Source organism: Delftia sp. ASV31, from assembly GCF_016428765.1.
Lineage (GTDB): Bacteria > Pseudomonadota > Gammaproteobacteria > Burkholderiales > Burkholderiaceae_C > Comamonas > Comamonas acidovorans.
Genome location: NZ_JAELTK010000065.1, coordinates 1 through 22993, shown reverse-complemented (window position 1 = coordinate 22993; position 22993 = coordinate 1). Strand labels below are relative to the sequence as shown.

The 22993-nt window shown below is 70.2% G+C and carries 23 protein-coding genes; 8 read left to right on the top strand and 15 right to left on the bottom strand.

Going from position 1 to position 22993, the window contains the following annotated elements; translation table 11 throughout:
• Position 1: 1 nt before the first annotated feature.
• The 11 genes from JHD82_RS20860 to JHD82_RS20810 form a co-directional block, all read right to left on the bottom strand.
• Positions 2 to 361 carry a YXWGXW repeat-containing protein gene (locus JHD82_RS20860; RefSeq protein ID WP_012203321.1) on the bottom strand — a complete coding sequence of 120 codons (360 nt, stop codon included), beginning with the start codon at positions 359 to 361 and terminating at the stop codon, positions 2 to 4.
• A 128-nt stretch (positions 362 to 489) separates the two neighbouring features.
• Positions 490 to 915 (bottom strand): type II toxin-antitoxin system VapC family toxin, encoded by a 426-nt coding sequence (locus JHD82_RS20855; RefSeq protein WP_199138533.1) that lies wholly within the window; start codon positions 913 to 915, stop codon positions 490 to 492.
• Positions 915 to 1172 (bottom strand): type II toxin-antitoxin system Phd/YefM family antitoxin, encoded by a 258-nt coding sequence (locus tag JHD82_RS20850; protein ID WP_012203319.1) that lies wholly within the window; start codon positions 1170 to 1172, stop codon positions 915 to 917. The genes JHD82_RS20855 and JHD82_RS20850 overlap by 1 nt, the downstream gene beginning before the upstream one ends.
• 154 nt (positions 1173 to 1326) lie before the next feature.
• The gene (gene htpX, locus JHD82_RS20845; protein ID WP_013804154.1) at positions 1327 to 2205 is read right to left on the bottom strand and encodes a protease HtpX; all 879 of its coding nucleotides are present in this window, start codon (positions 2203 to 2205) and stop codon (positions 1327 to 1329) included.
• 82 nt (positions 2206 to 2287) lie between these two features.
• Positions 2288 to 3097: a DUF3025 domain-containing protein gene (locus JHD82_RS20840; RefSeq protein WP_199138531.1), complete on the bottom strand. Its 810-nt coding sequence runs from the start codon at positions 3095 to 3097 to the stop codon at positions 2288 to 2290.
• Positions 3094 to 4002 carry an NYN domain-containing protein gene (locus tag JHD82_RS20835; protein ID WP_199138529.1) on the bottom strand — a complete coding sequence of 303 codons (909 nt, stop codon included), beginning with the start codon at positions 4000 to 4002 and terminating at the stop codon, positions 3094 to 3096. The genes JHD82_RS20840 and JHD82_RS20835 overlap by 4 nt, the downstream gene beginning before the upstream one ends.
• 33 nt (positions 4003 to 4035) lie before the next feature.
• Positions 4036 to 5076 (bottom strand): dihydroorotase, encoded by a 1041-nt coding sequence (gene pyrC, locus JHD82_RS20830; protein ID WP_199138527.1) that lies wholly within the window; start codon positions 5074 to 5076, stop codon positions 4036 to 4038.
• A gap of 72 nt (positions 5077 to 5148) precedes the next feature.
• Positions 5149 to 6396: an alpha-hydroxy acid oxidase gene (locus JHD82_RS20825; RefSeq protein WP_199138525.1), complete on the bottom strand. Its 1248-nt coding sequence runs from the start codon at positions 6394 to 6396 to the stop codon at positions 5149 to 5151.
• Between the two features lie 2 nt (positions 6397 to 6398).
• Entirely contained in the window at positions 6399 to 7382 is a 984-nt protein-coding gene (locus JHD82_RS20820) for a tripartite tricarboxylate transporter substrate binding protein (RefSeq protein ID WP_013804158.1), read from the bottom strand.
• Positions 7383 to 7442: 60 nt separating this feature from the next.
• Positions 7443 to 8138, bottom strand: coding sequence for an RraA family protein (locus JHD82_RS20815; protein ID WP_012203312.1), 696 nt, complete (start codon positions 8136 to 8138; stop codon positions 7443 to 7445).
• A 23-nt stretch (positions 8139 to 8161) separates the two neighbouring features.
• The gene (locus JHD82_RS20810; protein ID WP_180318099.1) at positions 8162 to 9163 is read right to left on the bottom strand and encodes a hydroxyacid dehydrogenase; all 1002 of its coding nucleotides are present in this window, start codon (positions 9161 to 9163) and stop codon (positions 8162 to 8164) included.
• Between the two features lie 100 nt (positions 9164 to 9263).
• Between JHD82_RS20810 and JHD82_RS20805 the strand changes: the two genes are divergently transcribed.
• A complete protein-coding gene (locus JHD82_RS20805; RefSeq protein ID WP_013804160.1) occupies positions 9264 to 10193 on the top strand; it encodes a LysR family transcriptional regulator in 930 nt (309 codons plus the stop codon).
• A 16-nt stretch (positions 10194 to 10209) separates the two neighbouring features.
• Here the strand turns inward: JHD82_RS20805 and JHD82_RS20800 are convergent, their stop codons facing one another.
• Positions 10210 to 10947, bottom strand: coding sequence for a Crp/Fnr family transcriptional regulator (locus JHD82_RS20800; RefSeq protein WP_013804161.1), 738 nt, complete (start codon positions 10945 to 10947; stop codon positions 10210 to 10212).
• Between the two features lie 153 nt (positions 10948 to 11100).
• On the opposite strand from JHD82_RS20800, the gene JHD82_RS20795 reads away from it, so the two are divergent.
• From JHD82_RS20795 to JHD82_RS20765, 7 genes are read left to right on the top strand one after another with little or no spacing between them, the layout of a single operon-like run.
• Positions 11101 to 12165 (top strand): porin, encoded by a 1065-nt coding sequence (locus JHD82_RS20795; protein ID WP_199138523.1) that lies wholly within the window; start codon positions 11101 to 11103, stop codon positions 12163 to 12165.
• 9 nt (positions 12166 to 12174) lie between these two features.
• Complete coding sequence (locus JHD82_RS20790; protein WP_199138521.1) at positions 12175 to 14292, top strand: acetate--CoA ligase family protein; 2118 nt, start codon at positions 12175 to 12177, stop codon at positions 14290 to 14292.
• Positions 14289 to 15311, top strand: coding sequence for a tripartite tricarboxylate transporter substrate binding protein (locus JHD82_RS20785; RefSeq protein ID WP_199138519.1), 1023 nt, complete (start codon positions 14289 to 14291; stop codon positions 15309 to 15311). Before JHD82_RS20790 ends, JHD82_RS20785 begins: the two co-directional genes overlap by 4 nt.
• 24 nt (positions 15312 to 15335) lie before the next feature.
• A complete protein-coding gene (locus JHD82_RS20780; protein ID WP_199138517.1) occupies positions 15336 to 16733 on the top strand; it encodes a DUF1254 domain-containing protein in 1398 nt (465 codons plus the stop codon).
• Positions 16734 to 16741: 8 nt separating this feature from the next.
• Positions 16742 to 18067: a DUF1254 domain-containing protein gene (locus JHD82_RS20775; RefSeq protein WP_199138515.1), complete on the top strand. Its 1326-nt coding sequence runs from the start codon at positions 16742 to 16744 to the stop codon at positions 18065 to 18067.
• On the top strand, positions 18064 to 19317 hold the full coding sequence (locus JHD82_RS20770) for an alkyl sulfatase dimerization domain-containing protein (protein ID WP_199138513.1): 1254 nt from the start codon (positions 18064 to 18066) through the stop codon (positions 19315 to 19317). The genes JHD82_RS20775 and JHD82_RS20770 overlap by 4 nt, the downstream gene beginning before the upstream one ends.
• Before the next feature lie 51 nt (positions 19318 to 19368).
• The gene (locus JHD82_RS20765; RefSeq protein WP_199138511.1) at positions 19369 to 20358 is read left to right on the top strand and encodes a tripartite tricarboxylate transporter substrate binding protein; all 990 of its coding nucleotides are present in this window, start codon (positions 19369 to 19371) and stop codon (positions 20356 to 20358) included.
• Positions 20359 to 20382: 24 nt separating this feature from the next.
• On the opposite strand, the gene JHD82_RS20760 is transcribed toward JHD82_RS20765, so the two are convergent.
• The 3 genes from JHD82_RS20760 to JHD82_RS20750 form a co-directional block, all read right to left on the bottom strand.
• Complete coding sequence (locus tag JHD82_RS20760; protein ID WP_199138509.1) at positions 20383 to 21411, bottom strand: tripartite tricarboxylate transporter substrate binding protein; 1029 nt, start codon at positions 21409 to 21411, stop codon at positions 20383 to 20385.
• A 76-nt stretch (positions 21412 to 21487) separates the two neighbouring features.
• Complete coding sequence (locus JHD82_RS20755; RefSeq protein ID WP_088166052.1) at positions 21488 to 22504, bottom strand: tripartite tricarboxylate transporter substrate binding protein; 1017 nt, start codon at positions 22502 to 22504, stop codon at positions 21488 to 21490.
• Positions 22505 to 22518: 14 nt separating this feature from the next.
• Positions 22519 to 22993: M20/M25/M40 family metallo-hydrolase (locus JHD82_RS20750; protein WP_199138507.1), on the bottom strand; the 475-nt coding region annotated here is incomplete at its 5' end.

Below are 22993 nucleotides of genomic sequence, written 5' to 3'. Positions count from 1 at the left end.
ATCAGCGGCGGTACCAGCCGCCCGGACGCTGGTACCAGCCACGCGGGCCATGGTCCCAGCCGTGCGGACGCCAGGCATAGCCGGGATGCGGCGGCGCGGCCCAGTAGCCGGGGCGCCAGGCATAGCGGCCGCCACCCCAGCCCCAGGAGCCGCCGATCCAGACATGGACGGGCGAGGGAGCGACCGGAATGACCTCGGTCTGCAGGGGCGGCGGCGCCATGGGCGCGTAGACCACCTCGCCCGAAGGACCTACGGGATAGGCAGGCGCCACCACGCAGCCGGTCAATGCCACGGTGGCGGCAGCCAGGACCAGGGCCGGAACCAGGCGACGGCCCGGCGTTTGAATCGATACAGACTTCACGATGCACTCCTGGCCGCACTTCGGGCGGCCATGCAGATACAACGAAAAAGCCCCTGCCGGTTGTTGACAGGGGCTTGTGAAGCCTGGGTAAAGATCAAGTCTGGCTGTACCTGAGGTTGAGACGGGCCCTACATCCAAGGGTTCAAGACGCGCACTCCATGAACATGGAACGGCTCGAAATCCTTGATGTTGCGGGTGACCACGCACAAGCCATGCACCTTCGCCGTGGCCGCGATCAGGCTGTCGGCCAGCGGCCGCGGCACAGGCACGTGGTAGGCCGCGTTTTCCATGGCAACCATCGCATCCACTGGCAGCACACGCCCCTGAAAGGCCGTGAACACGCGTTCCACCAGCCAGCGGCGCAGCACCTGCCCGGCAACCGGGTCTTGCCGGGCTTTCAACTGCACGCCTTTCTCCAGCTCCATCAGCGTGATCGCGCTGATGAAAAGGGACTCGGCCGCGACCGATTGCGCCCAGGCCACAACGCCATCGTTCGCGCGGCCCGACGATGCCTTGCGCAGTTCGGAAACGATGTTGGAGTCCACCAGATACATCAGGACAGGTCCACGGCGCGCGGCAAATCCTTCGTGCGCTCAATGTCGAAATCGATATCGGCGGCCTCGGGCATGGCCAGCAATTGAAGAATGTTCCGGGTCTGCCCCGACAGTTCACGGAATTTCTCAATGCTCATCAGCACGTGGGCAGGTTGCCCCCGGTCCAGGATGTAGACCACGTCATCACCGCTGGCCGCTTTCTTGGCAGCGGAAACATGCTGGTTGAATTCACGGCTGCTGAAGGTCGAGATCTGCATGACGCACCTCCGTCAAAGAAAATGCTTGTACGTTACTACATTCGCAAAAATGGAGCACCGGACAAGCATTTCTGATGGAGCTTCTGGAAGCGGAGCCCAGTCGATGACCGGGCTCCCACTGGACAGACTCCAGCGTGTCGAACCTGATGCTGAATCAGAGGTTCTGCGCGTTTTGCAGCGCGGCAATGCGCTCTTCGATCGGCGGGTGGGTCGAGAACAGCTTGCCGATGCCGCCAGCAATGCCCATGGCGGCCACGCTCTTGGGCAGCTCGCCGGGGTGCATGCCGCCCAGGCGGGCCAGCGCATTCATCATCGGCTGCTTGCGGCCCATGAGCTGGGCGGCGCCCGCGTCGGCGCGGAATTCGCGCTGGCGCGAGAACCAGGCCACGATGATGGCGGCCAGGAAGCCCAGCACGATGTCCAGCACGATGGTGGTCACGTAGTAGCCGATGCCGGGGCCCGAGCTGCTTTCGTCGTTCTTGCGCAGGAAGCTGTCCACGGCATAGCCGATGACGCGCGACAGGAAGACCACGAAGGTGTTCATCACGCCCTGGATCAGGGTCATGGTCACCATGTCGCCATTGGCGATGTGGGCGACCTCGTGGCCGATCACGGCCTCCACCTCTTCGCGCGTCATGCCTTCCAGCAGGCCCGTGGACACGGCCACCAGGGCCGAGTTCTTGAAGGCGCCGGTGGCGAAGGCATTGGGCTCGCCCTCGTAGATGCCGACTTCGGGCATGCCGATGCCGGCACGGTCGGCGAAGCCGCGCACGGTGTTGACGATCCAGGCCTCATCGGCATTGCGCGGCTCGTTGATCACGTGCACGCCCGAGCTCCACTTGGCCAGCGGCTTGGAGATCAGCAGCGAGATGATGGCGCCGCCAAAGCCCATGATGAAGGCGAAGCCCAGCAGGGCCCCGAGGTTCAGGCCATTGGAGGTCAGGAAGCGGTTGACGCCCAGCAGGCTGGCGACGATGCCCAGCACCACCACGACGGCGACGTTGGTCAAAAGAAAAAGTGCGATGCGTTTCATCAGTGGGTTCTCCACAAAGTGGGGAAAGGGGGAAGGATCTGGGCCCTGCAGCGTTGAAAAGTGAGGGCCCCACCGGCTGTTTTCAAGCCGGGTCATGCGCCGTTGCCATTCCTTGTTGTGATGCTTGTGCGGAACGGGGCGCCCGGAACACGAGAGAGTCATCATAGAAGGAAAAGTTCTCGTTCTCGCGCCACCAGCCGGGCACGCCCAGCACGGGCAAGGGTGCAAAAGGCTTGCACGCCAGCGTGTCGGCCTCCAGCCAGATGCTGCCGGCCAGCCAGGCGTCGATGTCCGCCGTGGCGGGGCCTGCCGTGGCGCCTGCACCATCCGTGTGCACGCACAGCACATGGGCCGTGATGGGCTTGCGCGGCTGCACCAGCTTTTCCAGCAGCGCATGGCCTATGGGCAGCAGCCTGGCCTGGCGCCACAGCGCGCGCCGCTCCACGAAGAGCTGGTGCCAGCGCCGGTGGCGCAGCGCCTCGCACAGCGCGGCCGGCGCCAGCAGCAGGGCGCCGTTCTCGTCCAGCACGGTGACGGCATCGCGCAGCGGCCCGCGCTGCGCGCCCACGCCCGCCTGGGCAATGGCGCGGGCCTGCAGGGCGTTGCAGCGCTGCTTGAGCGCGGGCCAGCGCAACCAGATCAGGCCGTTGAAGAAGTCATGCAGGTTGTCGCGCGTGGGGATGCAGCGCGTCTCGAAGATGAATTGCTCGTAGGCCTTGCCTTCGGGCAGGTCGTGCTGGGGCACAAAGCGCCAGGGCAGCGCCTGTGCGTCGGCCAGTGACTGCAAGGCCTGCCAGACCGGCCGGCCCTGCGCCACCCGCTGGCAAGCCGCCCTGCCCTGCGTTTGCAGCCCCTGCAGCCAGGGCGCATTCCAGTCGATGGGAAACGTCAATTGCCGGACGGCCTGGACTGGGCCTTGGCCAGGCGCTTGTCGCGCACGGCCACGCGCGAGGTGCCTTCGTCGCGCATCTCGAACGCCTGCGTGGCCGCCAGCAGCTTGGTGAGCGTGGCATAGCCGTAGTTGCGCGCATCGAACGAGGCCTTGTTGCCGATCTGCGCGCCCACGGCGCCCACATGGGCCCAGCCGCTTTCATCCTGCGTGGCGTTGACGGCGCTGCGCAGCATGCTCAGCAGGCGCGTGTCCTGGCGCAGTTCCTGCGAAGGAACACGCAGGCAGGGGCGCTGCGGCTCGGGAGCGGACAAAGAGGAAGGTGCCTGCTCGGCCTGGGCCGGCGCGCGTTCCTTGCCGGCACCGTTGGGCGGCTGGGGCGCGGCGGCGGCGGATGCGGCCACGGGAGGCACCGCAGCCTGGCCCGCCTCATGCGCGGCGTCCTGGCCATTGCCGTTGGCGGGCGCCGCCTCGCCCAGCGCCTCCAGGTACAGAAAGCGCGAGCAGGCATTGACGAAGGGCTGGGGTGTCTGCGCCATGCCGAAGCCGTAGACGGCCGCGCCCTTGGAGCGCAGGTGCATCACCAGCGGGGTGAAGTCGGCGTCGGAGGAGACGATGCCGAAGGCGTCGGGCCGCTCGGTGTAGAGCAGCTCCATGGCATCCACGGTCATCGCCATGTCGGTGGCGTTCTTGTGCTTGGAGTAGTCGAACTGCTGCATGGGCCGCAGTGCGAAATCGAGCAGCTTGCGCTGCCAGCCGCTGAGCGAATGCTTGGTCCAGTTGCCGTAGGCGCGGCGGATGTCGATGACGCCGAAGGTCGACAGCTCGGTCAGGATCTCGTCGATCATCTCGGCCGGCGCGTTGTCGGCGTCGATCAGCAGGGCGATGCGCGGTTGCGGCTCAGGCATGGCAATCCTCTGGCGGGTGGCAGTCCCGCCAGCTTAAACCAGCTTCCAGGGCAGGGCTTCGCCGGAGCGCAGCGGCTTCAGTTGCGCCTCGCCGAAGGCGAAGCTGTCCGGCGGCGTCCAGCTTTCGCGCACCAGGGTGATCTTGCCGGTGTTGCGCGGCAGGCTGTAGAAGTCCGGGCCGTTGAAGCTGGCGAAGGCTTCGAGCTTGTCCAGCGCGCCGGCATTGTCGAAGGCCTCGGCATACATCTCGATGGCGGCATGGGCGCTGTAGCAGCCCGCGCAGCCGGTGGCGTGCTCCTTGAGATGGGCCGCGTGCGGCGCGCTGTCCGTGCCCAGGAAGAACTTGGGCTGGCCGCTGGTGGCCGCCTCCACCAGGGCCAGGCGGTGCGTCTCGCGCTTGAGCACGGGCAGGCAGTAGTAGTGCGGACGGATGCCGCCCGTGAAGATGGCATTGCGGTTGAACAGCAGATGCTGGGGCGTGATGGTGGCGCCCACGAAGCGGTCGGCCTCGGTCACGTACTGGGCGGCTTCGCGCGTGGTGATGTGCTCGAAGACGATCTTGAGTTCGGGGAAGTCGCGGCGCAGCGGAATCAGGTGCTGGTCGATGAAGGCGGCCTCGCGGTCGAACAGGTCGATGTCGCTGCTGGTGACTTCGCCGTGCACAAGCAGCAGCAGGCCTTCGCGCTGCATGGCTTCCAAAGTGGGGTAGATCTTGCGCAGGTCGGTGACGCCGTGGTCGCTGTTGGTGGTGGCGCCAGCCGGGTAGAGCTTGCAGGCCACGACGCCGGCCGCCTTGGCGCGCACGATTTCCTCGGGCGGCAGGTTGTCGGTGAGGTACAGCGTCATCAGCGGCTCGAAGGCCATGCCCTCGGGCACGGCCGAGAGGATGCGCTGCTTGTACTCCAGCGCCTGCTCGGCGGTGGTCACCGGCGGCTTGAGGTTGGGCATGATGATGGCGCGCGCAAACTGCGCGGCCGTATGCGGCACCACGCTGCGCATGGCTTCGCCATCGCGCACGTGCAGGTGCCAGTCATCGGGACGGGTGATCGTGAGGGTGTTGGTGGAGGCGGTCATTCCGCCATTTTCCCATCGCCGCGAAACCGTGGGCCAATTGCGGGGCACGCCACCCTGGGGACTGGCGCGTGGCTAACGCGGTCGCAGATGCTGCGGCCCCAGCTGCTGCAGGTTTTGCACGCCGATCAGGGCCATGTTGCGCCGCATCTCGGCCGCCAGGATGGCGATGGCGTGCAGCACGCCGGCCTCGCCGCCCACGGCGCCCGCATAGTTGAAGGGTCGCCCCACGAAGACGAAGTGTGCGCCCAGGGCCAGCGCCACCAGCACGTCGTTGCCCCTGCGAAAGCCGCTGTCGATCATCACCGGGTAGTCCGGCCCCAGCGCACCCACCACCAGGGGCAGCATGTGCAGGGGCGAGACCGCGCCATCGAGCTGGCGGCCGCCGTGGTTGGACAGGATGATGGCGTCGGCCCCGGCATCGCGCGCGGCCAGCGCGTCCTGCGGGCTGAGGATGCCCTTGACCACGAGGCGGCCCTTCCAGCGCCGGCGTATCAGGGCCAGGTGTTCCCAGCTCAGGTGGTCGCGTGCGCCGAAGTCGCGCGTGACGGTGGACGAGAGAATGGGCGCGCCGCGCGTGGCCTGCGAGTTCTCGAAGTGCGGCATGCCGTGCCGCACCAGCGTGCGCAGCGCCGTGCCCAGCAGCCAGCGCGGATGGGTGATGCCCTCCCACGCCAGGCGCAGGCCGGGCCGCAGCGGCGTCGAGAAGCCCGCGCGGATGTTGTTCTCGCGGTTGCCCGACACGGGCGTGTCCACGGTGACGACCAGGGTGGCGAAGCCTGCGGCCTCCACGCGCCCCAGCAACTGCACGATGCGTTCGTTCTCGCCGGGCACATAGGCCTGGAACCAGGCCTGGGGATTGGCCTGGACCACCTCCTCCATGCGGATCAGCGAGGTGCCGCTCAGGATGGCCGGGATGCGGGCGGCCGCCGCCGCGCGCGTCTGCACCAGGTCGCCCCGGTAGGCCGACAGCGCGCTGATGCCCATGGGCGCGATGCCGAAGGGCGCAGCCCAGGTCTGGCCCAGCAGCGGCGTGGCCAGCGTGCGCCGCGAAGTGTCGGTGAGCACGCGCGTCACCCAGCGGTGGGCATCGAAGGCCTCGCGGTTGGCGCGCAGGGATTTGTCGGTCTCGCAGCCGCCGCTGACGTAGGCGAAGATGGGCGCAGGCAGGTGGTGGCGCGCCGCCCGCTCGAAATCATCGAGCGACAGGATGCGCCTGAGCCTGCGCGGCGTGGAGGAGGCCTGGCCCGCACCCAAGAGTGCGGGTAGGGGTGCGGAGGAACTTGGGGTGTCGAGCCGGTCGACCTCGATTGGGGCTGCCATGGTCAGTTGATCTGGAACTTGCCCTCGCGGATCAGCTTGCCCCATTTGGCGTGCTCGCTGCGAATCCACTCGCCGAACTGCGCGCCATTGGCGGGCGTGGCCATACTGCCTTCCTGGGCCAGCTTCTCTTTGACCTCCTTGGTGGCCAGCAGCTTCATGGTCGCGTCGGCAATGCGCTCGGCGATGGGGGCGGGCAGGTTGGCCGGCCCCACCAGGCCCAGCCAGGTGGAGGCCTCGAAGCCCGGATAGCCCTGCTCGGCCACCGTGGGCACGTCGGGCAGGGACGGCACGCGCTGGGCCGAGGTGACGGCCAGCGCACGGATCTTGCCCGTGGCCAGCTGCGACATCACCGACACCGTGTTGCCGAAGTACAGGTCCACCTGCCCGCCCATCAGGTCGGTGAGGGCGGTATTGGCGCCCTTGTAGGGCACCTGCAGCACCTCGATGCCCGCGCGGCGTGCCAGCATTTCCCCGGCCAGGTGGCCAACCGTGCCATTGCCGGCCTGGGCGATGCCGTAGGTGCCGGGCCTGGCCTTGGCCGCCTTGATGAAGTCCTGCAGGTTCTTGAAGGGCGAGTCGCGCCGCACGGTCAGCACCACGGGCTGCAGGGCCACGCTGGCGATGGGCGTGAAGTCCTTGAGCGCATCGAAGGGCATCTTGGCGTAGAGGCTGGGATTGATGGCCAGGTTGGCGGCCTGCCCCATGCCGATGGTGTAGCCGTCCGGCGCGGCCTTGGCCACGGCATCCAGGCCGATGTTGCCGCCCGCGCCGGGCTTGTTGTCTATGACCATGGTCCAGCCCATGGCGAGGTTGAGCCGGTCGGCCACCAGGCGCGAGGTGGCATCCGTGCCGCCGCCGGGCGGAAACGGCACGACCAGGCGCACGGGCCGCTGCGGCCATTCGCCCTGGGCCAGCGCCAGTGCAGGAAAGGCCGTGGCCAGGGCGGCGGCAGCGCCGCCCAGAAGATGCCGTCTGCGCATTGTCATTGTTTGTCTCCTTGGAATCGTTGTGGCGGGAAAAGTCGGGCGCGGCCTGCGCGCTAGACGCTAGACCGGCAGGCCCTTGGCGCGCAGCACGGCGTCGAAGCGCTCGGGGTCGGCCGTGCCGCTGCGGTTGGTCTCGCGGATGACGGCCTCGCGGGCCAGGTGGGCCTGGCTGCGGCGCAGCACCTCGGCGGCCTCGGCTGCGGGCACGGCGATCACGCCGTCGGCATCGCCCACGATCAGGTCGCCGGGCAGCACGGCCAGGCCGGCGCAGGCCACGGGCACATTGATCTCGCCCGGGCCGTCCTTGCTGGGCCCGCGGTGCGTGTGGCCGCGCGCAAAGATGGGCATGCCGTCCTGCGCCCATTCGCACAGGTCGCGGATGGCGCCGTCGATGACCAGGCCGCCCAGGCCACGCGCCAGGCAGGTGGTGCGCATCAGGCCGCCGACCAGGGCCTGCGAGACATCGCCACCGCCGTCGATGACCAGCACATCGCCGGGCTGCACCATCATCAGCGCCTTGTGGATCATGAGGTTGTCGCCGGGCCGCACGCGCACGGTGACGGCCGGGCCGCAGAGAACGGCCTCCAGCCGCGCGTGGTACTGGCGCAGGCCGATGGCGCCGACATTGCGGCTCATGGCGTCGCCGATGGCGGCCACGGGAATGGCCTTGAAGGCCTGGACGACGCCGGCCTCGGGACCTGCGGCGCGCGGATGGATGCGGTAGCCCGCAGGCCATTGGCTGGATGGGGTGGTCATGGCAAATCTCCGGGAAAAACAGCTCAGCGCAGAACCTCGGGGTTCACGCAGTGGGAAGGGTCGGCGGGGCTGCCCTGCAGCCAGCCCAGCACATTGGCGGCGGCCATGCCGGCCATGGCCGCCAGCGCGGCGGGCGTGGAGCCGCCCACATGGGGCGTCAGCACCACGTTGTCCAGCGCGGCCAGGGCGTGGCCCGCAGGCAGAGGCTCCTCGGCCATGGTGTCCAGGCCGGCGGCGGCCAGGTGGCCGCTGCGCAGGGCGTCGATCAGCGCCGCCTCGTCCACCACCTCGCCCCGCGCGGTGTTGACCAGCAGGGCGCCGCGCGGCAGCTGGGCGATGCGGCCGGCATCGAGCAGATGGCGCGTGCGGGCATTCAGGGGCACGTGCAGGCTGAGCACATCGGACAGGGGCAGCAGCTCGTCCACCGAGCCCAGCATGCGCACGCCCGCCACGGCGCCGGGCCCTGGGGCGCAGGCCGGATCGAACGCTGGATCGAAGGCCACCACCTGCATGCCCAGCGCCAGCGCCACGCGCGCCACGCGCTGGCCCACCTGGCCAAAGCCCAGCAGGCCCAGGGTGCGGCCGCTCAGCTCCAGGCCGTCCTGGGCGCGGGACCAGCGGCCGGCGCGCAGCTCGGCATCCATCCAGGCGATGCGGCGGGCGGCCGCGAACATCAGGCCCAGCGTCATCTCGGCCACGGACTGGGCATTGGCGCCCGGCGTCACATAGACCGGAATGCCCCGCTGGCTGGCTGCGGCCACATCGATATTGCTCACGCCCACGCCGTGCTTGGAGATGACCTTGAGCGTGGGACAGGCCGCGATGGCAGCGGCCGACAGCGTGGCCGTGCGCGAGATCACGGCATCGACGCTCTCGCGTGCCAGCACGGCGGCAACCTCGGCCTCGCCGCCGCCGTCTTGCAGGTACAGCACGCGGCAGTGCGCCGCCTGCAGGCGCTGCAGCCCGGCGGGCGCCAGGCGTGGTGCGGTCACGAAAACGGTGGGCGGGTGGGTAGTGGCGGTCATGGGAACGGGCAATTCGCTTTGTCGATGCACCGCATTCTTGTGAGCGCCACCCATTCCGTCCATTCGATAATGTTCATTCAAACATCACTTTTATTCATCGATGGACCTGCACCTGCGCGACCTGCGCTTCTTCGAGATCGTGGCCGACCTCGGGCACCTGGGCCGGGCCGCAGAACAGCTGGGGCGCACCCAGCCCGCGCTGAGCAAATGCATACAGCGCCTGGAACTGACCGTGGGCGGCGCGCTGTTCGAGCGTGCCGGGCGCGGCATACGCCTCACGCCGCTGGGCGATGTGCTGCTGGCGCGCGCACGCATGCTGCGCAATGCCAGCCAGGAGGCGCTGCGCGAGGTGCGCGACTTCAACGAAGGCCATGCCGGCCATGTGCGCATCGGCAGCGGGCCGGTGGCCGCCGACCACCTGCTGCCCGAGCTGTGCAGCAAGGCACTGGCCGACGGGCGGCGCATCACCATCAGCATCGTGATCGGCCCCAGCTGGGAACTGCGCGACCGCCTGCGCGAGGGCCAGCTGGACCTGCTGATCGGCCTCACGGCCGAGGGCGATCCGGAGCTGGTCTCCCACCCGATCGCCGAGGATGTGGTGGTGGTCGCGGCGCGCCAGGACCATCCCGTCTTCGAGCGCCAGCGCATCACCATGGCCGCGCTGCTGCGCCATCCCTGGGCCCTGCCCAGCGCCAACATTCCCAGCCGGCAATGGCTGGACCAGGCCTTCACCTCGCGCGGCATGCCGGCGCCCACGGTGCAGGTGGAAGCGGGCTCCATACCGCTGCTGCCGCGCATGGTGGCCAAGACCGATCTGCTGACCTTCGTCTCGCGCCACACGCTGCGGCTGGAGCGCAGCCGCACGCTCAGGGAAGTGCGCCTGCCGGCCACCACGCTGCGCCGCCACCTGGGCGTGACCTGCCGGCGCGACGGCTATCTGTCGCCCGCGGCCCGGCACATGCTGGAGCTGCTGCGCGCCGACGGCCAGGCCCTGTTCGGCGAGGATGCCTCGCCTCTGGACGAGGACTGATTCCAGCGGACCGGGGCTAGGGCCCCGGCCGCGCCCCCGCATCGGCCAGGCGCAGCAGGCCCGCCAGGTCGACGATGGTCAGCCGGCCATAGGCGGCCTGCAGCAGGCCGCGCTGCTCCAGCAGGCGCAGCTCCTTGTTGATGGTCTGGCGCGAGACCGACAGCATGGCGGCCAGGTCGCTCTGCGAGATGCGCAGCACCACGCCCTGCCCGTCGGGCGCGGGCTGGCCATGCGTGGGGGCCAGCCGCGCCAGCAGCTCGGCCACGCGGTTGTCGATGTTGCTGAAGGCGTGGCGCTGCTGGACGACGATCAGCTCGTGCATGCGCGCCAGCACCAGCAGGCAGATGTCCTTCCACAGCGGCGGATGGGCATCGAGCAGGGCCAGGAAGGACTCGCCGGGAATCTCCACCAGCACCGTGGGCTGGTGCGCGTGGTAGTCGTAGACGAATTGCGTGTGCTCCAGCAGCCGCGCCAGGCCGACGATGTCGCCCGCGCTGTGCATGGACAGCACGAAGCGCGAGCCCGTGGCGTCCACGCCGCCCACTTCCACGCAGCCCGAAGCCACCACCAGCACCTCGCGCCGCTTGGGGTCGGCGGCGCGCACCTGCTGGTGGCGCTCGTAGCGGCCCAGGCGGGACAGCGCCGTCAGCTCATCCAGCACCTCGGGCGGCCAGTTGCGCAGCATGCGGCACAGGCCCAGGGCGCGGCGGATCAGCGCCGAAGGGTCGGCCACGGGAGCAGGCTTGGAGCGCATGGTTCTCTCACGATGTCGAAGGCCCCGGGTTAGTCCGGTGCCCATGTACCGCCATTTGTCAATGGCTTGACAGAGTGCATCCCCTGTCGCTCGGGATAGTAGCAAGCAAGCCACCGGGCAAAGCATCCGGGGCGCTACCAAGGAGACAAGTTCGTGAAGCACAAGCATTGGCTGGCCGCCGGCGGCATGGCGGCCCTGGGCACGTCCGCGTGGGCCCAGAGCAGCGTGGAGATGTTCGGCATCGTCGATGTCCACATCAACAGCGCAAGGTCGGGCGCCACGCGCCTGAGCCGGCTGGAGGACGGGGGCAGCGCGGCATCGCGCATCGGCTTTCGCGGCAGCGAGGACCTGGGCGGCGGCCTGCGCGCCCAGTTCATGCTGGAGGCCGGCGTGGCGCCCGACACGGGCCTGGGCACCCTTCCCGGCCCGGGCCTGGCCTTCACGCGCCAGGCCTGGGTGGGACTGAACAGCGGCTGGGGCGCCGTGGAGATGGGCCGCATGTACACGCCCATGTTCGGCGCGCTGTTCCGCGCCGATCCGCTGGGCATGAACGCGCTGTTTTCCTCGCTGAACCTGGTGTCGGCCACCGATGCCCAGGCCGGCCTGCGGCCGTTTGCGGCACGGGCCAACAACCTGGTGCGCTACCGCACGCCGGCAGGCCGGCCCTGGCTGGCGGACCTGGCCTATTCCTTCGGCGAAGTGGCTTCGCCGAACAGCAGCAACGGCCGCCTCTATGGCGCCACGCTGGGCTGGAACCAGAAGCCCTGGTTCCTGGCCTACAGCTTCCAGAAGTCCGTGGAAGGCAGCGCCGCCGCGCCCGTGGCCGCGCCCGCCACCAGCCAGTACCAGGCGTTGTCGGCCAGCTGGGAGGCCCTGGACGGCCTGCGCCTGACGGGCAACTACGTCATCAACCGCGTGGACCGTGCAGGCACACCCAAGGCGAAGCTGGCCCAGCTGGGCGCCGATTGGAGCGTGGATGCGCGCTCCAAGCTGCTGGTCTCGGTGGCGCGGCGCGAGGTGGGCGGCACGGACCGCGCCCAGAACACCTGGACGCTTGGCTACGACTATGCGCTGAGCAAGCGCACCGTGCTCTACGCGCGCTGGCTGGAGCTGGGCAACGCGGCCAATGCCTCGGCCGCCATTGCCAACGTGCCGGTGGCCGCCAACAGCGGCGACGGCGTGCGGTCCCTGGCGCTGGGTGTGCGCCACAACTTCTGAGGGACACACATGACCGACAGCCATTGCTTTGACACCTCCCGGCTCGACGCGCTGTTCGCGCCACGCTCCATCGCCGTGGTCGGCGCCTCGGACCAGGCCAGCAAGATCGGCGGCATTCCGCTGGACTACCTGCTGCGCTTCGGCTATGGCGGCGCGCTGTATGCGGTGAACCCGCGCGCCAGCCGCGTGCAGGGCCTGCCCGCGCACGAGCGGCTGGCCGCCATCGGCGCGCCGGTGGACCTGGCCATCGTCGCCGTGCCGCAGTCGCAGGTGGCCGGCGTGCTGGAGGATGCGGCCGCCGCGCGCGTGCAGTCCATGGTGCTGTTTTCCTCGGGCTATGCCGAGACCGGCTCCGACGGCACGGCCGCCCAGCAGGCGCTGGCGCGGCGCGCGCAGGAGGCGGGCATACGCCTCATCGGCCCGAACTGCCTGGGCTTCATGCGCCCCGGCCACCAGGTCTACGCCACGTTCTCGCCCGCGCCGGGCGGCGGGCTGGTGCGGCCCGGGCGCATCGGCATGGTCAGCCAGTCGGGCGCCTTCGGTGCCTATGCCTACAGCCTGGCGCGCGAGCGCGGGCTGGGCCTGTCGCTGTGGGCCACCACGGGCAACGAGGCCGATGTGCAACTGGCCGATGGGCTGGCCTGGCTGGCCCAGGACCCCGAGACCGACGTGATCATGGCCTACATGGAAGGCTGCCGCGACGGCCCCCGGCTGCGCGCGGCCCTGGCCCTGGCGCAGGAGCGCGGCAAGCCCGTGGTCATGTGCAAGGTGGGCACCAGCGCCCTGGGCGCGGCCGCCGCCGCATCGCACACGGCCTCGCTGGCGGGCAACGATGCGGTCTATGACGCGGTGTTCCGCCGCTACGGCGTGCTGCGCGCGCATTCCATCACCGACTTCTTCGCGCTGGCGGCCAGTGCCTCCATCGCCCGGGCCCCCAAGGGGCGGTCCATCGGACTGTTCACGGTCTCGGGCGGCGTGGGCGCCATGATGGCCGACGACGCCAGCGCAGCCGGCCTGGACGTGGCACCGCTGTCCGATGCGGCCCAGCGCCAGCTGCGCGAATGGGTGCCGTTTGCCGCGCCGCGCAACCCCGTGGACATCACGGGCCAGGTCACCAACGACATGACGCTGCTGGAGCGCAGCGCCCGCCTGATGCTGGCCGACCGGCAGTTCGACAGCTGGCTGGGCTTCTTCGCGGCAGGCGGCCTGTCCGACGCCTTCTGGCCCGTGCTGCAAAGCCTGGTGCAGGCGCTGCGCACCCACCATCCAGACACCCTGCTGGCCGTCAGCACGCTGTGCCCGCCCGAGCGCCGCGATGCGCTGGAGGCGCTGGGCTGCCTGGTGTTCGCCGACCCGGGCGCGGCCATACGCTGCATTGGCGCGCTGGCCCGCCTGCATGAAACACCGCAGGCTCTGCCCGCGATGGCCGATGCAGGCAGCGCGCTGCACCTGCCGGCGGGCACGCTGTCGGAGCAGCGCAGCATGGCCCTGCTGGCCGAAGCCGGCGTGCCCGTGGTGCCGCACCGGCTGGTGCGCACGGCGGCCGAGGCCGTGCAGGCCGCGCAGGAGATGGGCGGACGCATTGCGCTCAAGGTCTGCAGCGATGCCATCGCCCACAAGTCCGACGTGGGCGGCGTGGCACTGAACCTGACGGATGCGGCCGGCGCCCAGGCCGCCTTCGACCGCATCCTGGCCAATGCGCGCCAGGCCCGGCCCGATGCGCACATCGACGGCGCGCTGGCCGCCCCCATGGTGCAGGGCGGCGTGGAGTGCATCGCCGGCGTGCACCGCGACCCGGTGTTCGGCCCGGTGCTGATGTTCGGGCTGGGCGGCATCCATGCCGAGATCCTGCGCGATGTCGCGCTGCGCCTGCTGCCCATCACGCGCGACGACGCGCTGGCCATGGTGCGCGAGCTGCGGGCCTTTGCCGTGCTGGACGGCGCGCGCGGCCGCCCCCGCGTGGACCTGGACAGCATTGCCGACACGCTGTGCGCCCTGGCCGGCTTTGCGCAGCGCGCAGGCGCCACGCTGGAGAGCGCCGAGATCAACCCCCTGATCGCCCGCCCGCGCGAGGACGGCGGCTGCGTGGCCGTCGATGCGCTGGTCATCGGCAGGGAGGCTGCATGAAAGCCAATGCCCATTCCATCTCCCGCCCGGAGGCCACCATGAACACACCCCTGCTGCGCACCGCCGCACTGACCTGCCTTGCCCTGGCCTGCAGCGCCGCGCTGGCCCAGGACGGCTATCCTGCCCGGCCCGTGCGCATCGTCGTGCAATACCAGGCCGGCGGCTCCACCGACACCGTGGCGCGCATCCTGGCCGAGGGCCTGGCCAAGCGCCTGGGCCAGCCCGTGGTGGTGGACAACCGCAGCGGCGCCGGCGGCATCATCGGCACCGAGCACGTGGCCAAGAGCGTGCCCGACGGCCACACCCTGCTGCTGACCGTGCCCGGGCCCATCACGGCCAACCTGGTGCTCTACAAGAAGCTGCCCTACGACCCGCGCACCGAGCTGCGCATGGTCTCGGACGTGGTCTCGCCCTCCATGGTGATGGCCGTCAACCCGGCCGTGCCGGCCAGGGACTTCAAGGGCCTGGTCGAGGCCGTGCGCCAGTCGCCGGGCAAGTACGCCATGGGTTCCTGGGGGGCGGGCACGCAGCCGCACCAGGTCCAGGTCTTCATGGACAAGGCCTACGGCCTGCAGTCGCTGCACGTGGCCTACAAGGGCGAGGGGCCCATGTCCATCGACCTGATCAGCGGCGTGATCCAGATGACGCTGGGCTCGGCCGCCACGCTCAAGCCCTTCATCGATGCCGGCAAGCTGCGCGCCCTGGCCGTGGCCGGACCGCGCCGCAGCAAGGCCCTGCCCGATGTGCCCACCTTTGCCGAGCAGGGCTACCGCGAGCCCGTGTACGCCATCACGGGATCGATCTCGCTGATGGCGCCCGCGCGCACGCCCGACGCCATCGTCGAACGCCTGGGCCGCGAGGTCGCCGCCGTGATGCGCGAGCCCCAGGTGCGCCAGCGTGTCGAGGCGCTGGGCCTGGAGGCCCAGGGCAACAGCCCGGCCGAGGCCAGCGCCGCCTACGCCGCCTTCTTGCCCGTGGCGCTGGACCTGGCGCGCTCCACGGGCGTGACCCTCGACTGACCCCCTCCTGCCCTGAAGAAAACAATGGACATGAACCCGACCCCTCCCTCCCTGCCCGAAGTCCGCCGCGCCCTGGCGCGCTCCATCGGCCTGGCCGCCTTTGTCTACGGCTATCCGCTGATAGAGACCTACCGTACCTGCCGCCTGCAGACCGATGCCGGCGCCGCGCGCGCCACCGGTCTGAGTGTGGGTCTGGGCCTGGACATGCGCGGCGACTTCGACATGCTGCACCACAGCCAGCGCCCCTCCACCCATGAGGACCGCGACGTGGTCACGCCCGCCAACGACCTGCTGTACTCGCTGGCCTGGATCCACCTGGCCGACGGCCCGCGCCTGCTGACCGTGCCCTCCAGCGCCGCGCATCCGGGCCGCTATTTCGTGCTGGCCCTGTACGACGCCTATACCGAGAATTTCGAGAACCTGGGCCCGCGCAACTGCGCGCCCGAAGGCGAGACCGTGGTCCTGGTCGGGCCGGGCGGCCAGGTGCCGGAACACCTGGCCGGCCACCGCCTGGTGCACTGCCCCAGCAACCTGGTCTGGCTGATCGGCCGCACCGTGGTGGGCGATGCGCCCGACTGGCCTGCAGCCCGCGCGCTGCAGGCCGACATCCGGCTGGAGCCCGCGCCGGGCGTGCCGAAAGGAGGCCGCCCGGCCGCCGTCACGAACTGGGTCGGCCCGCCCGTGGACGCCATGGCGGCCGCCTTCGAGAACCAGGAGCCTGCGGCCGAGGTTGCGCCGCGCTTTTTTGCCAACCTCTGCCATGCGCTGGCCGAGGCGCCTGGCCGCAAGGAGGACCAGGGGCTGCTGGCCTGGTTCGGCCAGGCCGGCCTGGTGGCCAGCGCCCACATGGCGTGGGAGCAACTGGAGGAGCCCGTGCGCGAAGGCCTGACCGAGGGCTTTGCCGACGGCGTGCGCACCGTGGCCGCCATGGGGCGCAACCGCCGTCCCCGGCCGTGGACCATGACGCCGTCCACCGGCCGCTACGGCAGCGAGTACCTGGGCCGCGCACGCACCGCCTACCTGGGCCTGGGCGCGCTGGCCACCAGCGAGGCCATCTACGCCGCCGCCCACCACGACGCAGGCCTGCAGCCGCTGGACGGCAGCCAGCGCTATGTGCTGCGCTTCGATGCCGCCGACATGCCGCCGGCCGATGCCTTCTGGTCCGTCACCCTGTATGACGCCGACCGCTTTCTCTACGGCAACGAGATCGGCCGCCACTCCATCGGCGACCGCACGCCGGGCTTGCTGCGCGAGGCCGACGGCAGCCTGCAGATCGACCTGGGCCATGCCCGGCCGGCACAGGGCGCCGCCAACTGGCTGCCCACGCCGCACGGGCGCTTCTACCTCATCCTGCGCATGTACCACCCGCAGGCAGGCGCACACCAATGGCCTGTTCCGCCCCTGCAGCCCGTGGCCGCATGAGACACGCCATGGACCTGAGCACCCTGGCCGAGGAGGCCGTCATCCACACCTGCCCGCTGTACGAGATGCGCCGCATGCGCGCGGCCACCTCGCCCCGGCGCAATGCGGCCGGCGAGGCTGCGCCCGCACCGCTGCGCTGGTGCAACCAGTTCGTGCATGCGCGCCAGCTGCTGCGCGCCGGCACCAGCCGCGTGGTCACGCCCAACAACGACACGCTCTACACCAACGCCTGGCTGGACCTGGGCGCCGGGCAGCTGGTGATCGACGTGCCCGACACGGCGGGCCGCTACTACGTGCTGGGCCTGCTGGACTTCTTCACCAACCCCTTCGCCCACCTGGGCCAGCGCCTGACGGGCACGGCTGCGCGCTCCTTCCTTGTCACGCCGCCCGGCTGGCAGGGGGCGCTGCCGCCACCGTTCGATGCGCCCGGCGCACACATTGCCGCGCCTACGCCCTGGCTGTGGGTGATAGGCCGCATCCTGGTCGATGGCGAGCATGACCTGCCCGCCGTGCACGCGCTGCAGGACGGCTTTGCGGTGCGCCCGCTGGCCGACTGGCAGGCGGGCACGCCCTCGCAGGCCCGTGCCTTCGACCCGGACTGCGATCCCCAGGCCCCGCCAAATGCCGAGCACTATGCAGCCCAGGTGAATGCCGCCTTGCGCGACAACCCGCCGCCGGCAGGGCATGCCGCACGGGTCGCGCGCTTTGCGGCCGTGGGCCTGGGCGCCGGGCTGGGCGCACCCGACGCGCAACAGCAAGCCGCACTGCAGCGCGCCCTGGACAGCGTGCTGCCCCGGCTGCGCGCGGCCAGCACGGGCCGGCGCCTGGACTCGGGCTGGGAACACCCCGCCCTGGTCGAAGGCAGTTTTGGCGACGACTTCCAGGCCCGCGCCGAAATTGCGCTCAAGTACATCGGCATGCTGGAAAGCCGCGAGGCCATCTACCCGCTAGCCTGGCATGACGCCCAGGGCCGGCCCCTGCATGGCAGCCGCCGCTACCGGCTGCGCTTTGCCCCAGGCGCGCTGCCGCCCGTGCAGGCCTTCTGGTCCCTGACCCTCTACGGCGCCCACGACTGCATGCTGGTGGACAACCCCATCGACCGCTATGCCATCGGCGACCGCACGCCGGGCCTGCGCCCCGACACTGATGGCGATGGCGGGTTGACTATCCACATCAGCCATGCGCCGCCGGCCAGCGAAGACCACCGCGCCAACTGGCTGCCCGCGCCGCGCGAAGGCTTTTACCTGTGCCTGCGCGCCTACATGCCACGGCCCGAACTGCTGGACGGCCGCTACGCCCTGCCCCCCATCGAACCAGACCCGGAGACCCCATGAACGCCAGAGACGACGACAAGCCCTTCTTGCTGGTGGGCACCGGCAGCGAAACCGTGGCGCCGGGCCTGCACATACTGCGCGGCCAGGGCCAGTCCTTCGTGGCCGAGACCGACGCGGGCCTGGTGGTGATCGACGCCGGCCCCGGCGGCAAAGTCAGCCAGGACATGATCGCCAGCCTGCGCCGGCTCAGCGACGCGCCCGTGCATGCGCTGTGCTACAGCCACGGCCACATCGGCTACAACGCGGGCGTGCCCGCCTGGCTGGAGCATGCGGCCGCGCGCGGAGAGCCTGTGCCGCGCCTCATCACACACCGCAACCTGCCGCGCCGCCAGGCACGCTACCGCGAGACCCGGGCGCTGCAGCACCGCATGGCCGAGATCCAGTTCAACCGCAGCGCGGGCTTTTTCGAGCACCGGCTGGACATGCACGAGCCCACCGAAACCTTCGACACGCGGCTGGAGATAGGCAGCGGGGACAGCCGCATCGAGTTGTTCTGGGCGCCGTCCGAGACCGACGACGCCATCGCGCTGTGGAGCCCCGGCCAGCGCGTGCTGTACGGCGGCGCGGCGCTGCTGGACTCCATCCCGAACATCGGCACGCCGTTTCGCACGCTGCGCGACACTGTGCGCTGGGCCGACACGCTGCAGGCCATGGCCGCGCTGCGCCCGCTCAAGGCCGTGCGCGAGTTCGGTCCCGTGATCGAGGGCGAGCAGGCCGTGCAGCAGGTGCTGCTGCACACCGCACAGGCGCTGCGCTGGCTGCGCGCCGAAGTCGTGCGCCTGATGAACGAGGGCCTGAACGAGCAGCAGGTGCTCGCGGCCATGGACTATCCGCAGGAACTGTTCGGCGTGGAGTGGATGAAGCCCACCTATGGCGACCCCAGCTACATCGTGCGCGACATCTACCGCTCGGAAAACGGCTGGTGGGACCGCAACCCGACCACGCTGCACCCGGCCCCGCCCGAGGCTGCGGGCGCCGCCATTGCCGAGGCCATCACCGACAAGCCCGGCCTGGTGGCCAGCGCCCAGGCGCTGGCCGACGCGGGCCAGTGGCAGTTGGCCCTGCATGTGATCGACGTGCTGGCCACGGCGGCCGGCGACGCGCCCGAGATCGGCCAGGCCCGCAGCCTCAAGGCCGCCTGGCTGCGCGAGCGTGCGCGCGAGGTGGACAGCTATGTCTCGCGCAACCTCTACCGGGTGGGGGCCGACATGATCGAGCAGGGCACGCAGGCGCGCCTGGGGCTGCGCTGACGGGGCCGCGCACAGGAAAGGCGACACAAGGCGACACAAGGAGACAAGTGCATGAAGACGATGAAGAAGCACGGCATGGCCCTGGCACTGCTGCTGGCCATGGCCTGCACAGGCCACGCCCAGCCGGCACAGGATGCCGGCAACTACCCCGCCCGCCCCGTCACGCTGATCGTGCCCACGGCCGCCGCCGGCGGCACGGACACCATCGCGCGGGTGTTTGCCGAAGGCCTGACCCGGCTGCTCAGGCAGCCCTTCGTGGTGGACAACCGGCCCGGCGCCAACGGCCTGGTCGGCGTGGAGCAGGCCGCGCGCAGTGCGCCGGACGGCTACCGGCTGCTGTTCACCTACACGGCGTCCATGGCCGTGAACCCCAGCCTCTACCGCAAGGTGCCCTATGACCCGGTAAAGGACTTCACGCCCATTGCGCAGATAGGGCGCGCCGGCAATCTGCTGCTGGTCTCGCGCGATCTGCCCGTGCACACGCTCAAGGAGTTCGTGGCCTATGCAAGCGCCCGGCCCGGCCAGCTCAGCTACTGCTCCTGGGGCCAGGGCTCGGGCGGGCACCTGACCATGGAATTCCTGCTCAAGCAGGCCGGCCTGCAGATGCAGCATGTGCCCTACAAGGGCAGCAGCCCCTGTGTGCAGGGCCTGCTGGGCGGGCAGGTGCAGGCGGCGTTTGCAGACACCTCTTCCACCGTGGAGCTGGTGCGTGCGGGCCGCGTACGCGCCATCGCCCACAGCGGCGACAAGCGCATTCCCAGCCAGCCGGACCTGCCCAGCCTGACCGAGGCGGGCTACCCGTTCCACAACTATTCCTGGTACGGCGTCTTCGCGCCCGCCAAAACGCCGCAGCCCATCGTAGACAAGCTCAACGCCGCCATCAACCAGTTGCTGCAGGACCCGGCCACGGCCAAAAAGCTGGGCGAGCTCAACCTGACCGATCTGCCCCGGACCACGCCCGCGCAATTCGCCGACACGCTGCGCCAGGACCTGGCGGACTGGGGGCGGCTGGTGCGCGAGGTGGGTGTGCAGCTGGACTGAGGGCAGGCCCTTGGCGGGCCAGGCTCACTCGGCCACGATGCCCGTCCTGCGCACCACCTCGCCAAAGCGCTTGAGGCGCTCGGACATCATGGCCTCGAAGGCGGCAGGGCTCATTTCCTCGGGCGGGGTCACGCCCCGGTCCTGCAGGCTGGCCACCATGGCGGGCGCCGTGGCGGCCTGGCGCACGGCCTTGAAGAGGGCCTGCACCACGGGCGCGGGCGTGCCGGCCGGCGCGGCCAGGCCGGTCCAGGAGCTCATGTTCAGCTGCGGGTAGCCGACCTCGGCCAGGGTGGGCACATCGGGAATTTGTGCCACGCGCTGCTCGGAGGCCACGGCCAGGGCGCGCACCTTACCCGCCTGGATGTGGGGCAGCATGGAGATGAGGTTGTCGAAGAACACCTGCACCTCGCCCGCCAGCACCGAGGTGACCAGCAGCGTGCCGCCCCGGTAGGGAACATGGGTGATGTCCAGGCCCGCGTCGGCCTTGAGCATCTCCATGTTGAGCTGGCCCATGCTGCCCGTGCCGCCGCTGCCGTAGTTGAGCTGGCCAGGGTGCTTTTTGGCATAGGCGATGAACTCCGCGAAGCTGCGGATGGGCAGGCTCGCGGGCACGACCAGCACATTGGGCAGGCGGCCCAGGATGGCGATGTTCTCGAAATCCTTGATGGGGTCGTAGCCCACCTTGGGCTGGGTCAGCGGATTGGCCAGGTGGCTGCTCTGCGAGGACACGACCAGGGTGTAGCCGTCCGGCCTGGCGCGCGCCACGGCCAGCGCGGCCACCGAGCCGCCCGCGCCGGGCCGGTTCTCCACCACGATGGGCACGCCCAGGATGCGCGCCATGGGCTCGGCGTACTGGCGCGCCATGGCGTCCACCGAGCCACCGGCCGGAAACGGCACGATGAAGCTGATCTGGCGCGTGGGGTAGCCGGCGGCCTTGCCTTCGGCGGCCAGCGCCGCAAGCGGGGCCAGCACACCCAGGCCCAGCCCCGCGCCGAGCACGCGGCGGCGGGAAGGGTGGCTGCCAGCCTGGCGGGCGATAGGGGTCATGCTCATGTCTCCTCCTTATGGAAATACGTCGGCTGCGCCCGGCCATCCGGAGCGCCCTGGGGGCACCCTGGGCGTGCCCTGCTTACTCGGCCACGATATGGGCCTTGCGCACCACCTCGCCGAAGAGCTTCAGGCGCTCGGCCATCATCTTCTCGAAGGCGGCGGGACTCATCTCCTCGGGGGCGACCACGCCGCGCTCCTTGAGGCTGGCCACCATGGCCGGCGCCGTGGCCGCCTGGCGGATGGCCTTGTACAGCGTCTGGACGATGGCGTCGGGCGTGCCCGCAGGCGCCGCAATGCCGGTCCAGGAACTCATGTTGAGCTGGGGATAGCCGACCTCGGCCATGGTGGGCACGTCGGGCAGCATGGGCAGGCGCTGCTCCGAGGCCACGACCAGGGCGCGCACCTTGCCCGACTGCACGTGGGGCAGCATGAAGACCAGGTTGTCGAGGATGAACTGCACCTCGTTGCCGATGGCGGCCGTGACCAGCGGCGAGCCGCCACGGTAGGGAATGTGCGTGGCGAAGATGCCCGTGGCGGCCTTGAGCATTTCCACATTGAGCTGGCCCATGCTGCCGATGCCGGCGCTGCCGTAGTTGACCTGGCCGGGGCGCTTTTTCACGTACTCGATGAACTCCTGGAAGTTCTTCACGGGCAGGCTGGAATGCACCATCAGCGCATTGGGCTGGCGGCCCAGGATGGCAATGTTCTCGAAGTCCTTGATGGGGTCGTAGCCCACCTTGGGCTGGGTCAGCGGATTGGCCAGGTGGCTGCTCTGCGAGGACACGACCAGGGTGTAGCCGTCCGGCTTGGCGCGCGACACGTACTGCGTGGCCACCGAGCCGCCCGCGCCGGGCCGGTTCTCCACCACGATGGGCGCGCCCAGGATGCGCGACAGGGGCTCTGCGTACTGGCGGCCCATGATGTCCACCGAACCGCCGGGCGGAAACGGCACGACCAGCGTGATCGGGCGCGAGGGGTACTTGTCATCGGCGCGTGCGGCCAGCGGCGCCAGCGCGGACAGGCCCGCCAGGCCAAGGCCTGCGCCCAGCAGCTTGCGGCGGGTGTTCAGGGAGGGGTTCACGGACAGGTTTTTCATGGGTATCAGCGCAATCAGGGGTGATCAAAGATGGCGAGGGCCACGGCCTGCGCGCGCGGCACGAAGGTGGCCAGCTCGCAGTACTCGCGCTCGGTATGGGGATGGCCGCCCACGGGGCCGGTGGCGCACAGCGTGGGCACGCCCACCGACGCGGTCAGGCCGCTGTCGGCCGCGCCGCCCGTGAACTCGCCCTGCACATCAAAGCCCAGCGACTGCGCGCCGCGCCGGTACAGCTGCAGCAGCGCATCGGGCGTGGGCGCCATGGGCAGGGTGCGGCGCACGGCGGTGACGCGGCCCTGGGTGCGGGGCACGGATTCTTCCTCCACGATGGCGCGGATGCGCTCCATCAGCGCATCGGGATCGGTCTGGGCCGTGTAGCGCACATCGAGCTCGGCCTTGGCGTGGGGCGCCACCATGTTCGGCACGATGCCGCCCTGCAGCACGCCCACATTGGTGGTCGTGCCCGTGGCGGGATCGGTCAGCGCATGC